Origin of the sequence: Methylobacterium organophilum, from assembly GCF_022179465.1 — a bacterium.
Classification (GTDB): Bacteria; Pseudomonadota; Alphaproteobacteria; order Rhizobiales; family Beijerinckiaceae; genus Methylobacterium; species Methylobacterium organophilum.
On record NZ_BPQV01000001.1, the window covers coordinates 346076 to 366391 of the forward strand.

General features: G+C 70.2%; 15 protein-coding genes. 7 read left to right on the plus strand and 8 right to left on the minus strand.

What is annotated here, in order from left to right:
- Nucleotides 1–62: 62 nt before the first annotated feature.
- Genes MFF21_RS01580 through mnmG form a run of 3 tightly spaced genes read right to left on the minus strand, consistent with a single transcriptional unit; the run spans nt 63 to nt 3428 of the window.
- The gene (locus tag MFF21_RS01580) at nt 63–893 is read right to left on the minus strand and encodes a ParA family protein (RefSeq protein WP_238309427.1); all 831 of its coding nucleotides are present in this window, start codon (nt 891–893) and stop codon (nt 63–65) included.
- Entirely contained in the window at nt 890–1525 is a 636-nt protein-coding gene (gene rsmG / locus MFF21_RS01585; protein WP_238309428.1) for a 16S rRNA (guanine(527)-N(7))-methyltransferase RsmG, read from the minus strand. Before rsmG ends, MFF21_RS01580 begins: the two co-directional genes overlap by 4 nt.
- 28 nt (nt 1526–1553) lie before the next feature.
- Nucleotides 1554–3428 (minus strand): tRNA uridine-5-carboxymethylaminomethyl(34) synthesis enzyme MnmG, encoded by a 1875-nt coding sequence (mnmG, locus tag MFF21_RS01590; protein WP_238309429.1) that lies wholly within the window; start codon nt 3426–3428, stop codon nt 1554–1556.
- A gap of 291 nt (nt 3429–3719) precedes the next feature.
- Here mnmG and MFF21_RS01595 point away from each other — a divergent pair, with 291 nt between their 5' ends.
- The 4 genes from MFF21_RS01595 to MFF21_RS01610 all read left to right on the plus strand — a co-directional run bounded on the left by MFF21_RS01595 (nt 3720) and on the right by MFF21_RS01610 (nt 8868).
- Nucleotides 3720–3869 (plus strand): hypothetical protein, encoded by a 150-nt coding sequence (locus MFF21_RS01595; protein ID WP_238309430.1) that lies wholly within the window; start codon nt 3720–3722, stop codon nt 3867–3869.
- Nucleotides 3870–4070: 201 nt separating this feature from the next.
- Nucleotides 4071–5054 (plus strand): extensin-like domain-containing protein, encoded by a 984-nt coding sequence (locus MFF21_RS01600; protein ID WP_238309431.1) that lies wholly within the window; start codon nt 4071–4073, stop codon nt 5052–5054.
- Nucleotides 5055–5249: 195 nt separating this feature from the next.
- The gene (locus MFF21_RS01605) at nt 5250–6314 is read left to right on the plus strand and encodes a L,D-transpeptidase family protein (RefSeq protein WP_238309432.1); all 1065 of its coding nucleotides are present in this window, start codon (nt 5250–5252) and stop codon (nt 6312–6314) included.
- A 394-nt stretch (nt 6315–6708) separates the two neighbouring features.
- Nucleotides 6709–8868: a TonB-dependent receptor gene (locus MFF21_RS01610; RefSeq protein WP_238309433.1), complete on the plus strand. Its 2160-nt coding sequence runs from the start codon at nt 6709–6711 to the stop codon at nt 8866–8868.
- A 29-nt stretch (nt 8869–8897) separates the two neighbouring features.
- Here MFF21_RS01610 and rocF read toward each other — a convergent pair whose 3' ends face one another.
- Both rocF and MFF21_RS01620 read right to left on the minus strand, forming a co-directional pair.
- Nucleotides 8898–9842 carry an arginase gene (rocF, locus tag MFF21_RS01615; protein WP_238309434.1) on the minus strand — a complete coding sequence of 315 codons (945 nt, stop codon included), beginning with the start codon at nt 9840–9842 and terminating at the stop codon, nt 8898–8900.
- Between the two features lie 222 nt (nt 9843–10064).
- On the minus strand, nt 10065–11120 hold the full coding sequence (locus MFF21_RS01620) for a glycosyltransferase family 61 protein (protein WP_238309435.1): 1056 nt from the start codon (nt 11118–11120) through the stop codon (nt 10065–10067).
- 471 nt (nt 11121–11591) lie between these two features.
- On the opposite strand from MFF21_RS01620, the gene MFF21_RS01625 reads away from it, so the two are divergent.
- On the plus strand, nt 11592–11816 hold the full coding sequence (locus MFF21_RS01625) for a hypothetical protein (protein WP_238309436.1): 225 nt from the start codon (nt 11592–11594) through the stop codon (nt 11814–11816).
- 39 nt (nt 11817–11855) lie between these two features.
- Here MFF21_RS01625 and MFF21_RS01630 read toward each other — a convergent pair whose 3' ends face one another.
- On the minus strand, nt 11856–12242 hold the full coding sequence (locus tag MFF21_RS01630) for a YraN family protein (RefSeq protein ID WP_238309437.1): 387 nt from the start codon (nt 12240–12242) through the stop codon (nt 11856–11858).
- Complete coding sequence (rsmI, locus tag MFF21_RS01635) at nt 12229–13152, minus strand: 16S rRNA (cytidine(1402)-2'-O)-methyltransferase (protein WP_238309438.1); 924 nt, start codon at nt 13150–13152, stop codon at nt 12229–12231. Before rsmI ends, MFF21_RS01630 begins: the two co-directional genes overlap by 14 nt.
- Before the next feature lie 125 nt (nt 13153–13277).
- Between rsmI and MFF21_RS01640 the strand changes: the two genes are divergently transcribed.
- Complete coding sequence (locus tag MFF21_RS01640) at nt 13278–14489, plus strand: penicillin-binding protein activator (protein ID WP_238309439.1); 1212 nt, start codon at nt 13278–13280, stop codon at nt 14487–14489.
- 19 nt (nt 14490–14508) lie between these two features.
- On the opposite strand, the gene MFF21_RS01645 is transcribed toward MFF21_RS01640, so the two are convergent.
- Nucleotides 14509–16647 (minus strand): TonB-dependent receptor, encoded by a 2139-nt coding sequence (locus tag MFF21_RS01645; RefSeq protein WP_373324880.1) that lies wholly within the window; start codon nt 16645–16647, stop codon nt 14509–14511.
- Nucleotides 16648–17239: 592 nt separating this feature from the next.
- Here MFF21_RS01645 and MFF21_RS01650 point away from each other — a divergent pair.
- Nucleotides 17240–20194: a Hint domain-containing protein gene (locus MFF21_RS01650; protein WP_238309440.1), complete on the plus strand. Its 2955-nt coding sequence runs from the start codon at nt 17240–17242 to the stop codon at nt 20192–20194.
- The last annotated feature ends 122 nt before the right edge of the window (nt 20195–20316 follow it).

The window sequence follows — 20316 nt, forward strand, 5'->3', positions numbered from 1 at the left end:
CCTTACTCCATCACACCATCGAGGCCGGACCGTTCGCCGGCACCCGTCGGAAACCTTGTTCGTCAGGCAGCGGCAGCCGGCGGCGGCACACGACCTTCCCGCTGGATCACCTCGGATGCGAGCCGCAGATAGGCCTGTGCCCCCGCACATTTCAGATCGTAGAGCAGCACAGGCTTGCCGTGGGAGGGCGCCTCGGACACGCGCACATTGCGCGGGATCATCGTCTCGTAGACCTTGTCACCCATGAAGCCGCGCACATCGGCCACGACCTGGGCCGAAAGATTGTTGCGCGGGTCGTACATGGTCAGCACCACGCCCTGGATCTGCAACTTCGCATTCAGAGCCGAGCGAACCTGCTCAACCGTACGCAGAAGTTGGCTGAGGCCTTCGAGGGCGAAGAATTCGCATTGGAGGGGGACGAGGACGGCGTCGGCTGCGGCCAGGGCGTTGATCGTCAACAGGTTAAGCGAGGGCGGACAGTCGATCAGCACGTAGCCGAACCCCGGAGGCTCCGAGGCGGCTGAGAGATTTCCGAGGATGCTTCGAAGCCGATGGGCCCGGTCGGGGGCGTTGGCGAGCTCCAGCTCCAGGCCGAGCAGGTCCATGGTCGAGGGCGCGACGGAGAGCCGGGGCACCGCCGTGGCCACCACCGCATCGCGCAGCTGCGCCTCCCCGGCCATGACATGATAGGTCGAGACCTTGCGCCGCCGCCGGTCGATACCGAGCCCGGTGGAGGCGTTGCCCTGCGGGTCGAGATCGATCACCAGCACGCTCTCGCCGATGGCGGCCAGGGCCGTGCCGAGATTGATCGCCGTCGTCGTCTTGCCGACGCCGCCCTTCTGATTGGCCAGCGCGATCACGCGCAGGGGCTTGTCGGTGGGGGTATGGGTCATGCGTCCACGCGGGAAAGATTCGTGACCAAGACGATGCGCGCGTCAGAATCGGTACGGCTCGCGATCAGGTCGTGGTCGAATCTCCATCCTCGCTGCGCTTCGGTCAATTCCGCCGCTGCATCACGTCCCTTCGGAAACACGCCGATCGCACCTTTTTTCAACAAGGGTTCCGACCAAGCGAGCAACTGTTGCAACGGCGCCAGGGCCCGGGCGCAGACGATGTCGGTGACCTCGAGATCCGGCATCACGGCCTCGATGCGCTTGTTCAGGACCTGCACCGGCGCCGTGGTCAGCCGGGCCGTCTCGGTGAGGAAGGCGCATTTGCGCGCATTGCTCTCCACCAGTTTCACGTGAAAACCGGGCCGCTCCCGCCCCGCAATGGCCAGGATCAGCCCTGGGATGCCGGCGCCGGAGCCGAGATCGACCCAACGTCGCGCCTCCGGCACCAGGGCGAGCAACTGCAAGGCGTCCGCCACATGGCGCGACCAGACCTCCGAGAGCGTCCCGGGGCCGACGAGATTCTTCACGGATTGCCAGCGGCGCAGCTGTTCAACGTAGAGGTTCAACGCCTCGCCTGTTTCACGTGAAACCCCGGATTCGGCGAGAACCCGATCACGTTCCGCATCGGCCATGCCCAGCCTGCTCCTCGTCCGACGTGGTTCAGGCGGCGCGCGAGGCGCGGCCCTGCCGGGCATGGGCGGCGAGCAGGGTCAGCGCCGCCGGCGTCATGCCTTCGATCCGGGCCGCCTGCCCGAGGGTGGCCGGCTTCACCGTCTCGAGCTTGCCCCGCATCTCGTTGGAGAGCCCGGCAATGCGCCCGTAATCGAGCCCGGCCGGCAGGGTCACGCCCTCGTCGCGCCGGAAGGCGGCGATATCGGCGCTCTGCCGGTCGAGATAGACCGAATAGGTCGCATCCGTGCGCAGACGCTCCGCCACCGCGGGCGCGACGCCGCCGAGCTCCGGCCAGACCCCGGCGAGCCGTTCCCAGGTGATCTCCGGGTAGGACAGCAGCTGGAACGCCGTGCGGCGGATGCCGTCGCGATTGAGCGAGATGCCCTGCGCGGCCGCCTGGGTCGGCGTCAGGCTCAGAGCGTCGAGCTGCCGGCGCGCCGCTTCGAGCTTCGCCTGAGACGCCTCGAAATGCGCGAGCCGCCCGGCGCCGACGCAGCCCAGGGCCGCCCCCTTGGCGGTCAGCCGCTCGTCGGCATTGTCGACGCGGAGGGACAACCGATATTCCGAGCGCGAGGTGAACATGCGGTAAGGCTCGCTCACCCCGTGGGTGACGAGGTCGTCGATCATCACGCCGAGATAGGATTCCGCCCGGTCGAACAGGGCCGGGGCCGCGCCGCCCGCGAGGCGGGCCGCGTTGAGCCCGGCGACCACGCCCTGGGCCGCCGCCTCCTCGTAGCCGGTGGTGCCGTTGATCTGCCCGGCCAGGAACAGGCCGGGGAGGCGCTTCGTCTGCAGGCTCGCATCGAGCTCGCGCGGATCGATGTAGTCGTACTCGATCGCGTAGCCCGGCCGCAGGATCCGCGTCTTTTCGAGCCCGGGGATCGCCGCGATGATCGCCGCCTGGACCTCCTCCGGCAGGGCCGTGGAGATGCCGTTCGGGTAGACGGTGGGATCGTCGAGCCCTTCCGGCTCCAGGAAGATCTGGTGGCCCTCCCGGTCGCCGAAGCGGACCACCTTGTCCTCGATGGAGGGACAATAGCGCGGGCCGCGGCTGGCGATGCCGCCGGAATACATCGGCGAGAGATGCAGGTTCTCGCGGATGAGGTCGTGGACCGCTCGGGTGGTGCGGGTGATGCCGCAGGCGATCTGCGGCGTGGTGATCCGCTCGGTCAGGGTCGAGAAGGGCACGGGCTCCGCATCCGCGTGCTGCATCTCGAGGCTCGCCCAGTCGATGGTGCGGCCGTCGAGGCGCGCGGGCGTGCCGGTCTTGAGGCGGCCAAGGCGGAAACCGAGCCGGTCGAGGGTGAGGGCGAGTCCGATGGCCGGTCCCTCGCCGACGCGGCCGGCCGGTATTTGCCGGGGGCCGATATGGATGAGCCCGCGCAGGAAGGTGCCCGTGGTGATCACCGCCGCGCCGGCGGACAGGCGGCGCCCGTCGCTCAGGACGACACCGGCCACGCGCCCCTCCGAGACCGCGAGATCCTCGACCTCGCCCTCGACCAGGGTGAGCCCCTCCGTCGCCGCCACGGCCGCCTGCATGGCGGCGGCGTAGAGCTTGCGGTCGGCCTGGGTGCGCGGCCCGCGCACCGCCGGGCCCTTGCGCCGGTTGAGCAGGCGGAACTGGATGCCCGCCGCATCGGCCACCCGCCCCATCAGGCCGTCGAGGGCATCGACCTCGCGGACGAGATGCCCCTTGCCGAGGCCACCGATCGCCGGGTTGCAGGACATCGCGCCGACCGTCGCCGCCCGGTGCGTCACCAGGGCCGTGCGCGCGCCCGTGCGGGCGGAGGCCGCCGCGGCTTCGACGCCCGCGTGACCGCCGCCGACGACCACGACGTCGAAGCCGGAAATTTCTTCGTGCATGCCGGTGCATATCCAGGCGGACCGCCGAGGGTCAACGGACCTCGCCGCCACTGCCGCCTTTCGAAGGCTCTAGGGATTAACGACTACGCCGAAATCGTGGCACCGGGATTGCTTAGGTAATCGCGAAGGAGCAGAATTGGTCTGCGTCGTCCGGCAGCCCTCGAATCACCGGCGCAACGGCGAATCGAAGTCATCCGGCGATACCACGCGGTCACCTGCCCTCGCATCGCGACAACGGCGTCGGGATGCTTCGGCCGGCAACGGCGATGTCTCGACGGGGAGACAGGTTCGATGGGCGCAATGGCAATCGGCTTGGGCGCGGCTCTGTGCGGCGGTGGCGCGCTGGCGCATTTCTACGATCGCACGCAGCGAAAGGAAGGCGTGCTGGCGCTGGGGGGCTTCTGCTTCCTGCTGGCCGGCCTGTTCCTGACCCGGTACTGATCGAAGGGGCACGGCACCCCGCCTCCCGCGCGGCGGCCTGTTTTCGCGCCACTCGCCGCGATCTGCGGCACCGTGCGAGCCCTCGCGCGCGCAACCGCGACGGGATCCGGCCACACGGAAATCGGGGCGCGTGTCCTGGCCGCCCTTGCAGGTCTCTCCCCGTCTCCGACTAATCGCAACCGTCGATAGGCGGGTCTTGCGATGCTACGCGTTCCGGTGCGGGTTACCCGTGGGTCGAGCCCGTCTCGGGGGGATCCGGGCGGAGACGATCTCACCACGCACGCGCGGCCTGCGACGGCCCGGCTCCGCAGCGCGGTCTCGGCGCGGGGAGGGCGCGGACGCCTCGGGCTCGCCGGCCTCGCCTTCCTGGGCTCGGTCCTCGCGGCGCCGGCGCAGGACAAGGCGCCGTCCTCCGAAGGGCAGGGGCCACCGCAGCCGCCCCCCCGGCCCGCCGAACTCGCCACGCCGAAGGCCACCGGCCCGACGGAGACCCCACCGTTGCCGCCGGAGCGGCCAGCGGCGCTGACGCCCCCGGTGCAACCCGCGGCACCGCCAGCCCTACCGCCCCCCACGGACGCGCCGGCACCACCGGCCCGGCCGCCCGAGCTCTCGGGGGAGGCCGCCCTCGCCCTGAAGGTCGCCGCGCCGGACGACACCGCCTGCCGGCGCCGGCTCGACCGGCTCGGCGTGCGCTACGAGGCGCTGCCGGCGATCACCGAGGGGCAATGCAGCGTGCCCCAGCCCCTGCGGGTGACGCGCCTCGGGGACGCGATCGCCCTGGAGCCGGCGGCGATTCTGTCCTGCCGCGCGGCCGAGGCCCTGGCCCGCTGGGCGAGCGAGGTCACGGTCGCCGCCGAGACGCAGCTCTCCGAGCCCCCGACGACGCTCTCCCTCGGGGGCTCCTATCTCTGCCGCGGCCAGAACCACGACATCGACGCCAAGCTCAGCGAGCACGCCTTCGCCAACGCGGTCGACGTGATGGGCTTCGGCTTCGCCAAGCATCCGCCGATCAAGGTCACCGGGCTGCCGGAGGGGACGCCGGAGGCCGCCTTCGTGACGAGCGTGCGCGGCAAGGCCTGCGCCTTCTTCCGCACCGTGCTCGGCCCGGGCTCGGACGCCGCCCACGCCAACCACCTCCATCTCGACGAACGCGAGCGCAATGCCGGCCACCGGCTCTGCGAGTGAGGTTTCGGGTGGGCCGACCGGCTTACGGAGGATCGCTCCGGTCGTGCCGGGTGTCCCTCGCCCCCAAGCCGTCCCCGAAAACACGAGCAAAGGCGAAATCCGGCGCGTTCCGGTGACGCAGCGCCGCCGCCTCCGGAACGGGGAGGCGTGGCCGCAGCTTGTCGATCCGGAGCGCGTGAGCGGAAGGGGCGGGCGATGGGGCGGATCCGGTTCGCGGCTTGGGCGGTCGTGGTGCTCGCGCCCGCCGCGGCCGGGGCGGAACCGGCCGCCCCGCCGTTGACCCGCGAAGCCATCGAGACCGCGACCTTCGTCGCGGCGCCGGCCGGCAAGGCGCAGGATACGTCACGGCCGAAGAAGCCCGGCCGGAAGGCCGAGGCGGCAAAGCCCAGCCCCGATCCTCTCCTCATCAAGGTGCAGGTGCTGCTCGACCGCGCCGGCTTCTCGCCGGGTGCCATCGACGGGCGCGATGGCGACAACCTCCGGGGGGCCTTGCGGGCCTATGCCGCCGCCCAGGGGCTTCCCGCGCGTGAGACCCTCGACCAGGCGCTGTTCGACAGGCTCGCCCAGGGGGCGCAGCCCGTCACCGCCGAGATCACCCTCGGCGAGGCGGAGGTGAAGGGGCCGTTCCTCGCCTCCGTGCCGCGCCGGCTGGAGGAACAGGCCGAGATCGGCCCCCTGCGCTACACCAATCCCCGCGAGATGCTCGCCGAGCGCTACCACATGCAGCGCGACCTCCTCTCGGCGATGAACCCGGGCAAGCCCCTCGACAAGGCCGGGACGGTGCTCCTCGTCGCGGGCGTGACGCCGATGGGCCAGGGCAAGATCGAGCCCCGGCCGCAGGCGCCGAAGGTGACCCGGATCGAGGTCGACAAGGGCGCGCGGCGCGTGCGCGCCTTCGGGGAGGACGGCGCCCTCGTCTCCGACGTGCCGGCCTCGATCGGCAGCGCCGAGAAACCCGCACCGAGCGGCGACACCAAGGTGAAGGGCGTCGCCTTCGACCCCTGGTACACCTACAACCCGCGCTACCGTTTCGCCGGGGTGAAAGCCCGGCACCGCTTCTCGATCGAGCCGGGACCGAACAACCCGGTCGGCCTCGTCTGGATCGACCTCGCGATCCCCTCCTACGGCATCCACGGTACGCCGGAGCCGGAAAAGATCGGCAAGACGGAATCGCATGGCTGCATCCGGCTGACGAACTGGGATGCGCGCAGCCTCGCCGCCCATGTCGAACGGGGCGCGAAGGTCAGCTTCCGGGATTGAGGCCGCGGGGCGGGGCGCATCCCGGCCCCGCCGTTCGTGACATTACCGCAACAGATCACCCGCCATCGAGAGACGGCCAGGATTAAACAACCTATGATTGCGCAAATCTTATTCGTGCGCATTCAACCGCTTACGGCCAAGGCTGGAATCCGTATTAGATCAATTCCAGACAAGATTAGAAATCTCTAAGAAACAATCCTTGAGAAGATCAATCCACTCGGAATAGTCGCGACATCGTTCAGCGAGCCGCAACAGCCGGCCGCGACATCCGGGATCCACGGCCGGCACCGCGCCTTCGGCGCGACCGTCTTCCGTCAAGGCGGTGCAGGCTGCCGGATCCGTCGCGCCCCACGACCCGCCGGACGCAACACAAGAAGACGGTGGGCTTTCTCCAATGGGTCAGATCACTCCTCGCGCCATGGCGGCCGCCCTGCTGGCGACGCCTCTCCTCGCCGCCGGGGCCGAGGCGGCACCGCCCCCCGTCCTCGACGGGGCGACGACCACCACCCTCGACGAACTGAGCGTCGTCGGCGGCGGCCCCGGCGTTCCGGGCCCGCGCGGCGGCGTCACGGTCGGCTATCTCACCAAGGCGACGCGCAGCGCCACCAAGACCGACACGCCGCTGATCGACACGCCCCAGGCGGTCACCATCATCCCGCAGCAGCAGATCCGCGACCAGAACTTCCAGAACCTGACCGACCAGCTGCGCTACGTGCCGGGCGTGCTGCCCTCGCAGGGCGAGGGCAACCGCGACCAGGTGGTCATCCGCGGGCAGAGCACGAATGCCGACTTCTTCGTCAACGGCATCCGCGACGACGTCCAGTATTACCGCGACCTCTACAACGTCGAGCGCGTCGAGGTGCTGAAGGGACCCGATTCCCTGATCTTCGGCCGCGGCGGCGGCGGCGGCGTCATCAACCGCGTGCTCAAGGAAGCCGACGGGCTGCGGGTGCGCGAGATCGTGGCCGGGGGCGGCCAGTTCGACGCCAAGCGCGTCGCCGTCGACGTGGGCGACCGCGTGAGCGACACCGCCTTCTTCCGCCTGAATGGCATGGCCGAGCAATCCGGCACCTACCGCCAGTTCGGCGACCTGACCCGCTACGGCGTCAACCCGACGATGACCTTCCTCATCGATCCGGCCACCACGCTGAAGGTCTCCTACGAGTATTTCCACGACGACCGGCTCACGGATCGGGGCATCCCCTCCCGGTTCGGCCGCGCCTACGATTACCGCCGCAACCGGGCGACCTTCTTCGGCAATCCGGACGTGAACCGGGCGCAGGTCGACGCCCACATCGCCACCGTCGCCCTCGATCACCGGTTCGACTCGGGCGTGGAGATGCACAGCCAGCTGCGCTTCGCCGATTACGAGAAGTTCTACCGGAACGTCTATCCGGGCGGCGCCGTCAACGCGGCCGGCACCGCGGTGCCGCTCGGGGCCTACCGCAACGACACCAACCGGACGAACTACTTCAGCCAGAACGACTTCGTCTACAAGACGGTGATCGCGGGCATGAAGCACACCCTGCTCGCCGGCTTCGAGCTCGGCTACCAGGAGGGGACCGCCTTCCGGCAGACGGGCTACTTCAACAACGTCGCGACCAGCCTCGTCGTGAACCCGCTCTCCCCGGTCAGCCGCGTCCCGGTGACCTTCCGCAACAACGGCACGTCGGACGCGAATGCGCGCTACGATCTCGGCCTCGCCGCGGTCTACGCGCAGGACCAGATCGAGGTGACCGACTGGCTGCAGGTCCTCGGCGGCCTGCGCTACGACCATTTCGACTTCGCCTCGCGCAACCAGAACACGGGCGAGCAGACGGCGCGGATCGACGACCTCGTCTCGCCCCGGGCCGGCATCGTCCTGAAGCCCCTGCCGAACCTCGCCTTCTACGGCAGCTACAGCGTCTCCTACCTGCCGAGCGCGGGCGACCAGATCGGTGTCTTCTCCGCGGGCCTCGCCTTCGCCCGACCGGAAGGCTTCGAGAACAAGGAGGTCGGCGTGAAGTACGACGTCACGCCGGACTTCCAGCTCACCGCCGCCGCCTACGACCTCGACCGGACCAACCAGCGCCTGCCGGATCCGAACAATGCGGGCTTCTTCCTGCTGTCGGGCCGGACGAACGCCAAGGGCGTCGAGATCGGCGCCAACGGCTACGTCACGGATTGGTGGCAGGTGGCCGGCGGCTACAGCTTCACCGATGCCCGGATCGAGAGTGCCACCTCGGCCACCGTCGTCGCGGGCAACACGGTCGGCCTCGTGCCGTTCAACGCCGTGTCCCTGTGGAACAAGTTCGACGTGACGCGCGAATTCGCGATCGGCGTCGGCTATCTCTACCAGAGCCACACCTTCGCGAGCTCCGACAACGCAGTCAGGCTGCCGAGCTACTCGCGCTTCGACCTGGGGCTGTTCTATAAGATCAACGACTGGGCGCGGGCGCAGATCAACATCGAAAACATCTTCGACCGCAACTACATCTACACCGCGACGAACAACAACCAGATCACGCCCGGCGCCCCGCGCACGATCCGGGCCCAGGTGATCGTCCGCTTCTGAAGAGCCGGGTCCCGGACCCGCGGGACCCGTCAGCGATCCTCCGGGGCGACCTCGATCGAGGCCGCCCCGGCGGGCCGGTCGATGATGCAGCGGCCGAACAGGCTCGCCACGAGTTCCACCAGCACCTTGGCGCTGCGTCCCCGCTCGTCGAGGAAGGGGTTGAGCTCGACCACGTCGAGGGAGCCGACCAGCCCGGAATCGTGCAGCATCTCCATGATGAGATGCGCCTCGCGGAAGGTCGCTCCGCCCGGCACGGTGGTGCCGACGCCCGGTGCGATGGCGGGATCGAGGAAATCCACGTCGAAGCTGACATGCAGGTGTCCTCCGGCCGCAGCGACCCGGTCGAGGATGCGGCGCAGCGGGGCGACCACTCCGAACTCGTCGATCATGCGCATGTCGGTCACGTCGACGCGGCGGGCCCGCACCAGCGCCCGTTCACCGGGATCGATCGAGCGCAGGCCGAAGAGATGGATGTGGGACGGGTCGAGCATGGGCCGCTCGCCGTCCGCGAACATCTCCTCGAAGCCGAGCTCCCCGCAGAGCGCGGCGAGCGGCATGCCGTGGGCGTTGCCCGAGGGCGAGGTCTCGGGCGTGTTGAAATCCGCATGCGCGTCGAGCCAGAGCACGAAGACCGGCCGCGCCCCGCCGATATGGCGCAGCACCCCGTCGAGGGAGCCGAGCGAGAGGCTGTGATCGCCGCCCGCCACCAGCGGCAGAGCGCCCCGGTCGAGCGCGTCGCCGACCGCCGCGGCGATCGCCCGCGTCCAGGCCCGCACGGCGGGGAGCCCGCGTAGGTCGGGCGGGCCTTCGGGGGCGACGTCCCCGCGATCGGTGACGGCGAAATCCAGCTCCGTCAGGGTGCGCACCAGGCCGGCGGTGCGCAGGGCCGCCGGCCCCATCAGGGCGCCCGGCTCGCTGGTCCCGATCTCGATCGGGGCCCCGATGATCTCGACGCGTCCTTCCGTCCCGCTCATGCCGACGCTCTCTCCCCGTCGATTGCCCCGTCGATGCCCCCGCCGCTCGGCGGGCATCCGGCCCGGCCGATCCGTGCCGCGGCGGGGGTGCCGGCGCCCGGCACGCCCTACCTATCGGAGGCATGTTACGCGGCGATCTCGCAGCCGCCCCGGTGCACAACGCGGCGGCGGCCCGGTGGGTCTCGGGGTGAGGGCCGGTACACCCGCTTTCGCGGGCAGGCGTCAGGCCTTCCCGTCGAGCGCCCGGGCGATGATGGCGTCGATGTCGCCCTCGGAGAGGGTGATCTTCCGATCCCAGGAATTGTGCGTCAGGGAGTTGTCGACCTCCTGACAGCGGACATCCGTCAGGTTGAGGTGCCGGTGCGTGGCGATGAAGAAGAAGAACGTGTCCGGCATCGATTGCGGATAGAGAATCACGACATTCGCGTTCGAGCCGGAGAAGGCGATGTTGGTCATGCCCGCACCGGCGATGCCGACGATGCTCTCCGCTCCTTTGAACTGCGCGATCTGCTCGGCGAAATCGAGCTTTTCCGGCTCGATCACCGAAAAACCCTGCGCAAGCAGCCGCTTCTCGAAGGCGCCCGCATTCACGATGCTTCGGCTGAGGCCCTCTCCCCGCTTGATGTAGAGCCTGCGGGAGGGTGTCGGCCGCGCCGGCTCGGACAGCTTGTCGATGGCGTTGAACACGAGGGGCGACATGTAGATGCCGTGCATCGTCAGCCCCTGGACGCAGTACAAGGTCTCGAAGAACGTCGGAACGTGCCCGTAGATCTCGATGTTCGGCTCCGGCACCGCGCAGAGGTCGAGGCTCTGCCGGACGACCCTCTTCATCGCCTCGGGGTATCCGCCCGAGACGAGGAACTTCAGCCGCGACGAGTCGACGACCCTGTTGACGATATTGGCGACCGGCAGCATCTCCATCAGCCAGTGCCCGTAATTCTGCCATCCCGGCTTGACGCACAGCACGCAGGGATCGGTTTTGACCTGGAAATGGTTGTCCGAGATCGCCTGCAGAACCTCGGACTGGGCACGCGCGATGTGGTCGTTCGCCTGCTGCGTGATGAATTGCGGGTCGTGACGGCCCGACCGGTCGAAGACGATCCCCTCGCCTGCCACGAAGACGTTGCGGAGCTTGAAGATCCGGATCGGGTGCGTTTCGAAGAGCTTCCTGCTCCAGGAATATTCCATGGCCGACTGCGCCGATGGGTCGAGCAAGTGCCGGTTGACGACATGCGGATACTGGACGGGGAATTCGGGAGACTCGATCTGGGCAATCAAATCGACTTTGCTGTCAGTGGATCGAGGCACTTGCACGACACGTCTTCAAGAGCAGGGAACCCGCAGGAAGGGCGCTCTCCGGCTCCGCGAAGCCCCGAGGTCGCGCTCCGGCCGGCGCGGCTCCGGTTCTAAAGCCGTGCCCGATCGCGTTGCAATCGGGCACGGCTCCAGGCCCTGGTTTCGACGGGCTCCCTTTCGCCGAACCGACATCCCTTCAGCGGAGCGCGCTCCGGAACGGGATGGCAGCCGGAACCACGCCGCGCCCGGCCTACGGCCAAGCTGCCTTGATGCCGACAATCGTCTCCCCGAGCGTGGCGACGCCGCCCGTCCGGAAGGACGGCGGCATTCAGAGCGCTCGTCGCCGAAGCGGATGCGGCTCCGGCGGAAAGAAGCGCGGCACATCAGGACTTGGGGCGCTCCCGGTCGCGTGGCGATCGGGCCCGTCTCCGAGCACAGGGGCTGAAGCCGAACATGCCGAAGACGGATCCGCGATCGGCGCGCGACGCCGATCATCTCGACCAGGCCCATGCACAGGGGCGCCTGCAGCATTCGATCGCCGCGACGCTGCTGGTGATCGCCGCCGCCCGGGCCGAGCGCGATGCGCCGCCCGTCCATGCGGCGCGCCAGCGACTGGCCGCGATCTACGGCGCCACCCGCCTGAAGCGCCGCCTGGAGCGGGACGCCCCCGCCTCCTGAGCCATTCCGGCCCCGCGCGAGGGCGCGGCGGGGAGCGCCTCAGAAGCCCTGGAGCGGGAACGCGTCCGGCAGGTGGCGCGGCCAGTGCCCCCGCGCCAGCAGGACCGCATCCGCCCGCAGCGTGGCCTGTGGCGGAGGCGGGTGCCGGCTCAGCCAGGCCCGCACCGCGCGGGAGAACCGGGCCTGCTTGCGCCCATCGATGGCGACATGCGCCTCCGCCAGACGGCCGCGGGCCTTCACCTCCACGAAGACGATCACCCGGCCCCGCCGCATGACGAGATCGATCTCGCCGCCCGCCGCGGAGAAGCGCCGGGCCAGCGGCCGGTAGCCCTTCAGCATGAGGAGCGCGAGGGCCAGGACCTCGCTGGACAGGCCGCGCCGATAGGCCGCCTGCCGGGCGCGCAGGCGCGTCTCAGCCGGCGTCATCGGTCTCGCGCGTCAGGGCCAGGGCGCGGGCATAGACCTGCCGCTTGGGCTGGCCGGTCTCGTCGGCGACCAGCGCCGCCGCATCCTTGATCGAGTGGCGGGCGAGCGCCGCCTTCAGGCGCGCATCGAGATCGGGATCCGCCTCGGCGGAGCGCGCCTCCTCGACCGCCGCGCCGATCACCACCACGACCTCGCCCTTAGGCGCCCCTTCCTCGGCGAAGGTCGCGGCGAGCTGCCCGAGGCTGCCGCGCCGGATCGTCTCGTAGAGTTTGGTCAGCTCCCGGGCGACGGCGGCGGGGCGGTTCTCGCCGAGAACCGCGGCGGCATCGGCCAGCATGTCCGGCAGACGATTGGGGGATTCGAACAGGACGAGGGTGCCGGGAATGCCGCCGAGCGCCTCCAGGCGGTTGCGCCGGGCGCCGGATTTCTGCGGCAGGAAGCCCTCGAAGAAGAAGCGGTCGGTGGGCAGGCCGGCGGCGACGATGGCGGTCATCACCGCGGAGGGGCCGGGAATGGGCGTGACCGGGATACCGGCCTCGATCGCCGCCTGGACGAGCTTGAAACCGGGATCCGAGACCAGCGGCGTGCCCGCATCCGAGACCAGAGCCAGGGCCTCCCCCGCCTTCAGGCGCAGCACCATCCGCTCGCGGATCGCGGCGTTGGAATGCTCGTGATAGGCCACCAGCGGCGTGGTGATGCCGTAATGCATCAGTAGGGTTCGGGTGACCCGCGTGTCCTCCGCGAGCACGGCATCGGCCGCGGCGAGGGTGGCGAGCGCCCGGAAGGTCACGTCCTTCAGGTTGCCGATCGGCGTCGCCACGACATAGAGGCCCGGCGCCAGCGGCTGGGCCTCGGCGGCGAGCCCGAAGGCGGTGAAGCTGGCGGGCGGCTTGTCGATTCGCTGTGTCATCGCAACGACAATGCCACGGCAACCGACCCTTGCGGACCGCAATCCGGGCCCCCCTCACATTTACTTTTCGCAGGCGCACACCCAACCTGGGCCCGCTTCGGGAAGGCTCGGGGGAGGGCTTGGCGATGGCGTTGCGGCGGCTCCGGGCGGCGAGCAGCGTCGCCCTGCTCCTGACGGGCCTGCTCCCGGCGGGCCTCGGCGGCTGCATGAGCGACGGCTCGCCGGCGCCACGCCGGCAGGCCGTGGCGCCTCCGGCGGCGGAGGCCGCCCCCGCGGCGGTCGCTGCGGGCCGGATCGGCACGGGCTCGGTCAAGGTCGCGCTGATCGCGCCCCTCACCGGCCCGGGCTCCGCCATCGGCACGGCCCTGCGCAATGCGGCCGAGCTCGCCTACGAGGATTTCCAGAAGCCCGACCTGCAGATCCTGGTGAAGGACGACCGCGGCGCGCCGGAGGGCGCCCGCGAGGCGGCGCAGGCCGCCCTGGGGGAGGGGGCCGAGATCCTGCTCGGGCCGCTCTTCGCGGCCAATGTCCAGGCGGCGGCCGGCGCGGCGCGGGGGGCGGGCAAGCCGATCGTGGCCTTCTCCACGGATTCGAGCGTCGCCGCCAAGGGCGTCTACCTGATCAGCTTCCTGCCCCAGTCCGAGGTCGACCGCGTCGTCGACGAGGCGACGGCGGGCGGGCGCCGCTCCTTCGCGGCCCTCATCCCCGATTCGACCTACGGCAACGCGGTCGAGGCACAGTTCCGGGAGGCGGTGGCCCGGCGCGGCGCCCGCCTCGTCGCCCTGGAGCGCTACCCGGCCGCCGATCCCGGCCCGGCCATCGCCCGGCTCCGGCCGATGATCGCGGGGCCGGGGGCGCAGGCCGACGCCCTGTTCCTGCCGGACACGCCGACGGGCCTGTCCGCGGTCGGGCCGGCCCTGACCAAGGCCGGCTTCTCGCCCGCCCGGGTCCGCCCGATCGGCACCGCCCTGTGGAACGACCCGCGGGTCACCGCCCTGCCGGCCTTCCAGGGCGGCTGGTTCGCCGCCCCCGACGGGGCCGGCTTCGCGAGCTTCGCCCAGCGCTACCAGGCCCGCTTCGGCAGCGTGCCGCCGCGGGTCGCCTCCCTCGGCTACGACGCCGTCTCCCTGGCCGCGGCCCTGACCCGGCAATACGGCTCGCAGCGCTTCGCCGACACCACGCTGACGATTCCGGCGGGCTTCGCCGGCCTCGACGGCACCTTCCGCTTCCGCCCGGAGGGCACCAGCGACCGGGCGCTCGCCGTCTACGAGATCCGCAACGGCGCGGCGGTGGTGGTGAGCCCCGCCCCGAAGGCGCTCGGGCCCTCGGGGATCTGACGCCGCCCCGCCACGACCGTCACAGATCGACCGACATCGACAGCAGATAGGTGCGCGGCGCCCCCTGGAAGAAGGTGCCGAAGGAGGCGACGCCGGTCCAGTAATTCACCCCGGTCGCGTTCAGCACGTCGGCGCGGAAGGTCGCCCAGCACCCCCCGATCAGGGTCGCGTAGCGCAGGCCGAGATCGAGGCGCGTCCAGTCCGGCAGCGCCTGGGTGTTCGCGGCGTCGACGAACTGCCGCCCCGTGTGGAGGACGGCCCCGTTGAGGGTGAGGCCGGGCAGCCAGGGTAGATCCCACTCGACGCCGAGATTGAGCTGCACGCCCGGCACCCCGATCGGCGTGTGGCCGATATTGGCGGCCACCGCCGTCCGGGTGAGGACGCCGTCGAGGAGCGTGACGCCGCCGAGGGCCCGCAGGCCGGGCGTGACCTCGCCGTAGAGAGTGAACTCGAGGCCGCCGACGCACTGCTCGCCGGTCTGGGCGAAGCGCCGCGCCGGGCTGAGCTCGCCGATCGGCCGGGTGATCTGGAAGGCGCCGAAGCTCGCCCCCAGCGTCCCGAAATCCAGCTTCACGCCCGCCTCGACCTGATGCGCGACATAGGGGGCGAGCACCTCCCCGGAATTGGTCGCCGCGAGGGGGGCCACGTCGCCGCGGCTCAGGCCCTCGATGTAGTTGCCGTAGAACGAGACGTGGTCCCAGGGGCGCACCACCAGGCCGACGAGGGGGCTCGTCGCGCCCTTGTCGTAGGACGAGGCCAGCGTGCCGACATTCGAGACGTAGTTATGGGCCTCAATGCGCTGCTGGCGCAGGCCCAGGGTCAGGAGGATGCGCTCGTCGAAGACCGACAGGGTGTCGGCGACCGCGATCGCGCTCAACGTGCTGTCGGACAGGCGCGGGCGCGATTCGACCACCGTCGGGGCGATGAGGGGGACGAGGACCGGCGCGTAGAGATTCGACAGGTAGCTGCCCCGTCCGGCCGACAGGCGCCGGGCGATGTCCTCGTTATAGACCGAGGCCTGCACCGCGACGGCGTGGCGGACGAAGCCGGTGTCGAACCGGGCGCGCAGGCCGCCGTCATACGTGGAGCGGTCGATGCTCATGCCGTAATATTGCGGGGTCGTGGTCGTGTCCCCGCGCGCGTTGAGGATGGTCGGGGCCGAGGCGAAGTAGCGCTCGACACCGGTCTGGGAGCCGCCGGCATCGGCGAAGAGCGTGACCTGATCGGTGAGATCGTATTCGGTGCGCAGCAGACCGCCGCGATCGTCGACATGCGCGTATTCCCACGGCTGCGTCAGGTTCAGGCGGCCGTCGGGGGCCTTCGGGACGGGCACACCGGCCTTGAGGAGGAACGGGCGCAGCGGCGCGGTGAAGCGATCGGTCTGGGCGAGCATGTAGAGCCAGGCCCGGAACCGCTCGCCCTGGTAGTCGAGGGCGAGCGCCCCGACGGCCGTGGTCTCGGATTGCCGGTCGAACGGGGCGGCGCCGCCCCGCGGGCTGCCGACGAAGCGGACGCCCCATTCCCGATTCGGGCCGTAGCGCCGCGCGATGTCCAGCTGGCCGCCGCCGCGCGCGACCGAGCCGTAATCGAGGGTGAGACGGGTCAGGTCCTCGCCCGCGCGCTTGGGGACGATGTTGATGACGCCGCCGACGCCGCCATTGGGCGAGACCCCCGAGAGCGCGGCGGAGGGCCCCTTCAGCACCTCGATACGCTCGGCATAGTCCGTGAAGATGCGGAAACTCGGCGCGATGCCGTAGAGGCCGTCGAAGGCGATCTCGCCGCTGGTCCCCTCGTTGATGGGGAAACCGCGGATGTAGAACGAGTCGAACGGCGCCCCCGTCGTCTGCGTGGCGCGCACGGAGGGGTCGAGGATCAGGGCCTCGGAGGCGGTGCGCGCCTGCCGGTCGCGGATGAACCTGTCCGTGTAGCTCGTGACGCTGAAGGGAGACGTTTTCGTCTCGGTGTTGCCGAGCAGGCCGAGACGCCCACCCTCCGCGACCTGGCCGCCGGCATAGGCCGGCATGACGCCGCGCGGCCCGGCCTTGCCCGCCACCGCGATCTCGTCGAGTTGCACCGGCGCATCCTGAGCGGCCGCGGCACCGGCCATGACGACCAGCGACGTGCCGGCGAAAACCCTCAAACCGGAGACGGACAACATGGATACGGAGCCTCCGCTCGTGTCGGAACCGGGTCCGCCTTAGCCAATTCGAAGATCTTATCTCAATAAAAAACCGACAAATATCGAAACATTATTGCAGTTGCAAATTATAATTCTTCAAATTCTTATGTATTTGTCGGATTTATCGGAATTTTCTATCGGATATTGCTATACTTGAGGATGCGCAACTTACGGTTCATGCAAGACATCGGCGACCCGTGACACCCGGGCTGCTCGCCGTGCCTCCGACGCGTGTCGCGGTTCTCGTGGGATCGCCCGGCCCCAGCGGAGAAGGCGGCCGGGCGACAGGCCGTTTGCCCGGGGAGCGTCCGGCAAAGGAAGGGGAGCGCCGCCGATCACCGTCGTCCCACCCGATGGGCCGGGCTCGACACCGTGGCCGACGCGCCACAGGGCAGGCGAAAAAGCCCTTCGCATCCCCGTTACACGAGATGGTTAACGCGGGACGGCCTGCGCGCTTCGAGCGGCTGCCCCCGATCCCCGCGAGCCGGGACCCGGCGCCGCGTCCGGTACCGCCGCAGCTCCGGCGCGCCCGCGGCGCGGCGGCAGGCCGCTTCGAAGGATCCCGAGATCTATGGCGCAGACGATCCCCTCCGGCTCGCAATCGAGCACCTACTCGATCACGACGCCCGACACCTACACCCTGAATGCCGGCGAGACCCGCACCCAGACCTCGGGCATCGGCATCCAGGCCAATGTCTCGTCCGGCACCACCACGATCGACATCGAGGGCACGCTCAACGACACCGCTTCCGGCGCGCGCGCCATCCGGGCCAACATCGTGTCGGGCCGGCTGGTCGTCGGCACGAACGGCCGCGTCCAGTCCCTCAACGGCGATGCCGTGCAGGCGCAATCCGCCACCGGCCGGTTCGACGTCGCCAATGGTGGCCAGATCATCTCCGCGAGCTCGATGGGAACGCCCACGGTCGGCGGCTCCAATCCGGGCACGGGCTTCGCCCTGAACTTCAACGCCGTCACCGGCGCCGCGAACGCCCCGGCCACGGATTTCACGAGCGGCGGCGTCATCACCAACGGCGCGGCCGACAACACCGCCGCCCTGATCCGCAGCGACAGCGGCGACGCGATCCGCCTCGGCTCGCACCAGACGCTCGTCAATTACGGCACCATCAACGGCAACGGCCCGGTCAACGACTCGTCGACGAACAACAGCTTCAACCAGACGGGCAACACCTCGACGGCGCAGACCTACGACGTCTCCCGCGGCGTGCGCATCAACCAGAACGGGGCGACCAGCGACCGGATCGACAATTACGGCACCATCACCGGCTCCCAGCACGGCGTCGATGTGGGCCAGACCAACGTCACCGGCCTCGTCGTCAACAACGTCGCCGGGGGCCAGATCATCGGGCGCAACGGCTCGGGCGTCGGCTCGGACACCACGGGTGCGGCGGCCAACACGGTCACGGTGACGAATTCGGGCCTGATCCGCGGCGCCTACGCGCCGGCCTATGACCGAGCGGGCTACCGGACCGTGGACGGGGACGGAGACGGCGTCGACGTCGATGGGGGCGCCACCATCACCAACAATGCCGGCAGCGTGATCGAGGGCACGGGCGCGGGCGGCTACGACAGCAACGGCCGCCTCAACAACAGCGAAGGCATCTCGATCGGCGGCGGCGTCATCACCAACGACGGCACGATCCGCGGCGCGGCCTACGGCATCGTCGTCAACAACGACTCGAACACCGACGGCAGCCGCAGCGGCGTAGCGGCGACCTCGATCGTCAACGGCGCGAGCGGCCAGATCTCCGGCGAGAACGGCTACGCGATCCGCCTGGAGAACAAGACCGGCAACGCGGCCATCGACAACGACACGATCGTCAATGCCGGCACGATCACCGGCAACGGCACGATCCCGACCGGCACGGTCCTGCGCCAGGACGGAAGCGCGGATCCGGGCACCGTCGGCACCCTGGACGGCACCGGCTACACCACCGCGGATGCGGGCTCGGCACGCTTCATCCGGGGCGACGGTTCGGCGATCCAGACCGGCGAGGGCAGCGACACCCTCAGCAACTACGGCACGATCACCGGCAATACGGGCCGCGCGATCAACCTGGAAGGCGGCGACGACACCCTGAACCTCTATACGGGCTCCTCCGTCAGCGGACGGATCGACGGGGGTGCGGGCACCGACACGCTCAACCTGCGCCTCGACGACCGCCCAGCCACGGCCGCGAGCGGGTCCGGCTCCCTGGGCGCCAATTCGGGCGCGACCACCGGCACCCTCGCCAACGTGGTGAATGTCGAGAAGCTCGCGGTCCAGGGCGGCTCCTGGACGATCCAGGACATGCAGGCCTACGGCGCCGGCATCGCCATCGACGCCCATGCGGGGCTCACGGTGGGTGCGGGGGGCAGCCTCGCCGGGACGGTCGCGAATGCCGGGACGCTGACCTTCGCCCATCGCGGCGACCTCGCCATGGCGGACACGATCTCGGGGCAGGGCAGCCTGGTGCAGGCGGGAAGCGGGGCGCTGACGCTCAGCGGCGCCAACAGCTACAGCGGCGGCACCACGATCCAGTCCGGCAACCTCACCCTCGCGGCGGCCGGCGCGGCCGGCACCGGCGCGATCGCCTTCCCCACGCTGACAGGCGAGGCGACCGCCCGGTTGACGCTGACGGCGGCCGCGCAGCCGAACGCCGTCACCTTCGCCAACACCATCGCCAATTTCGGCACCGGCTCCGAGCTCGACCTCGCCGGGCTCACGGATGCGCGCGTCAGCTTCAACGCCAGCAGCAGCCTGCTGACGGTGGCGGGCACGAGCGGCGGCAATGCGATCACCCAGAGCTACCGCTTCTCGGGCGCGGCCTCGACCGCCTTCACCACGCGCAGCGACGGCAATGGCGGCACCCTGATCACGGTCTGCTTCACCACCGGCACCCGGATCCAGACCCGGCGCGGCGCGGTGCCGGTGGAAGCGCTGCGGGTCGGCGACCAGGCGGTGACCGCCTCGGGGGGCCTGCGGCCGATCATCTGGATCGGCCACCGGGATCTCGACGGCGCGGGCGAGCCCCTGCACCACGACCAGCAGCCGATCCGCATCCGTAAGGGCGCCTTCGGCCGGGATGCGGAGGGCCGGCCCCTGCCGGCGCGGGCGCTGTTCCTCTCGCCCGGCCATCCGGTCCTCGTCGGGGCGGATGCGGACAATGAGGGCGGCGTGCTGGTGCCGATCATGTGCCTGATCAACGGCACCAGCATCGCCCGCCTGGCTGCGCCCCGCGTCACCTACTGGCACGTGGAGCTCGACGCCCACGACATCCTGCTCGCGGAAGGGCTGCCGGCGGAGAGCTATCTCGACGGGGGCAACCGTCTCTTCTTCACGGAAGGCAGCGACCACGCCCTGCACAACCCGGACTTCGTGCCCCCGGGCTGGAACGGCCGCTGCCGGCCGGTCGCCGTGGACGGCCCCCTGGTCGAGGCCGAGCGGGCACGCCTCGGCGCGGTCTTCGCGGCGGAGCTCACCGGGCATTGCGGGTGGGTCGCCCCGGAGAGCTGGCGCGGCGCATAGCCCGGCCTCGTCCCCCGAGTCTCGGCCCGTCCGTCCCTCCCTGACAACGGCTGCGAGGGGACGGCGGCGTCCATTCCCATCCGCGCCGCGCGTGACGCAAGCCCCTTGGAGAAGCACTCCGC

Bases quoted from the DNA above. Each gene is read 5' to 3' on its own strand.
- MFF21_RS01580 (WP_238309427.1), bottom strand. From the start codon at position 893: ATGACCCATACCCCCACCGACAAGCCCCTGCGCGTGATCGCGCTGGCC.
- rsmG (WP_238309428.1), bottom strand. From the start codon at position 1,525: ATGGCCGATGCGGAACGTGATCGGGTTCTCGCCGAATCCGGGGTTTCA.
- mnmG (WP_238309429.1), bottom strand. From the start codon at position 3,428: ATGCACGAAGAAATTTCCGGCTTCGACGTCGTGGTCGTCGGCGGCGGT.
- MFF21_RS01595 (WP_238309430.1), top strand. From the start codon at position 3,720: ATGGGCGCAATGGCAATCGGCTTGGGCGCGGCTCTGTGCGGCGGTGGC.
- MFF21_RS01600 (WP_238309431.1), top strand. From the start codon at position 4,071: ATGCTACGCGTTCCGGTGCGGGTTACCCGTGGGTCGAGCCCGTCTCGG.
- MFF21_RS01605 (WP_238309432.1), top strand. From the start codon at position 5,250: ATGGGGCGGATCCGGTTCGCGGCTTGGGCGGTCGTGGTGCTCGCGCCC.
- MFF21_RS01610 (WP_238309433.1), top strand. From the start codon at position 6,709: ATGGGTCAGATCACTCCTCGCGCCATGGCGGCCGCCCTGCTGGCGACG.
- rocF (WP_238309434.1), bottom strand. From the start codon at position 9,842: ATGAGCGGGACGGAAGGACGCGTCGAGATCATCGGGGCCCCGATCGAG.
- MFF21_RS01625 (WP_238309436.1), top strand. From the start codon at position 11,592: ATGCCGAAGACGGATCCGCGATCGGCGCGCGACGCCGATCATCTCGAC.
- MFF21_RS01630 (WP_238309437.1), bottom strand. From the start codon at position 12,242: ATGACGCCGGCTGAGACGCGCCTGCGCGCCCGGCAGGCGGCCTATCGG.
- rsmI (WP_238309438.1), bottom strand. From the start codon at position 13,152: ATGACACAGCGAATCGACAAGCCGCCCGCCAGCTTCACCGCCTTCGGG.
- MFF21_RS01640 (WP_238309439.1), top strand. From the start codon at position 13,278: ATGGCGTTGCGGCGGCTCCGGGCGGCGAGCAGCGTCGCCCTGCTCCTG.
- MFF21_RS01645 (WP_373324880.1), bottom strand. From the start codon at position 16,647: ATGTTGTCCGTCTCCGGTTTGAGGGTTTTCGCCGGCACGTCGCTGGTC.
- MFF21_RS01650 (WP_238309440.1), top strand. From the start codon at position 17,240: ATGGCGCAGACGATCCCCTCCGGCTCGCAATCGAGCACCTACTCGATC.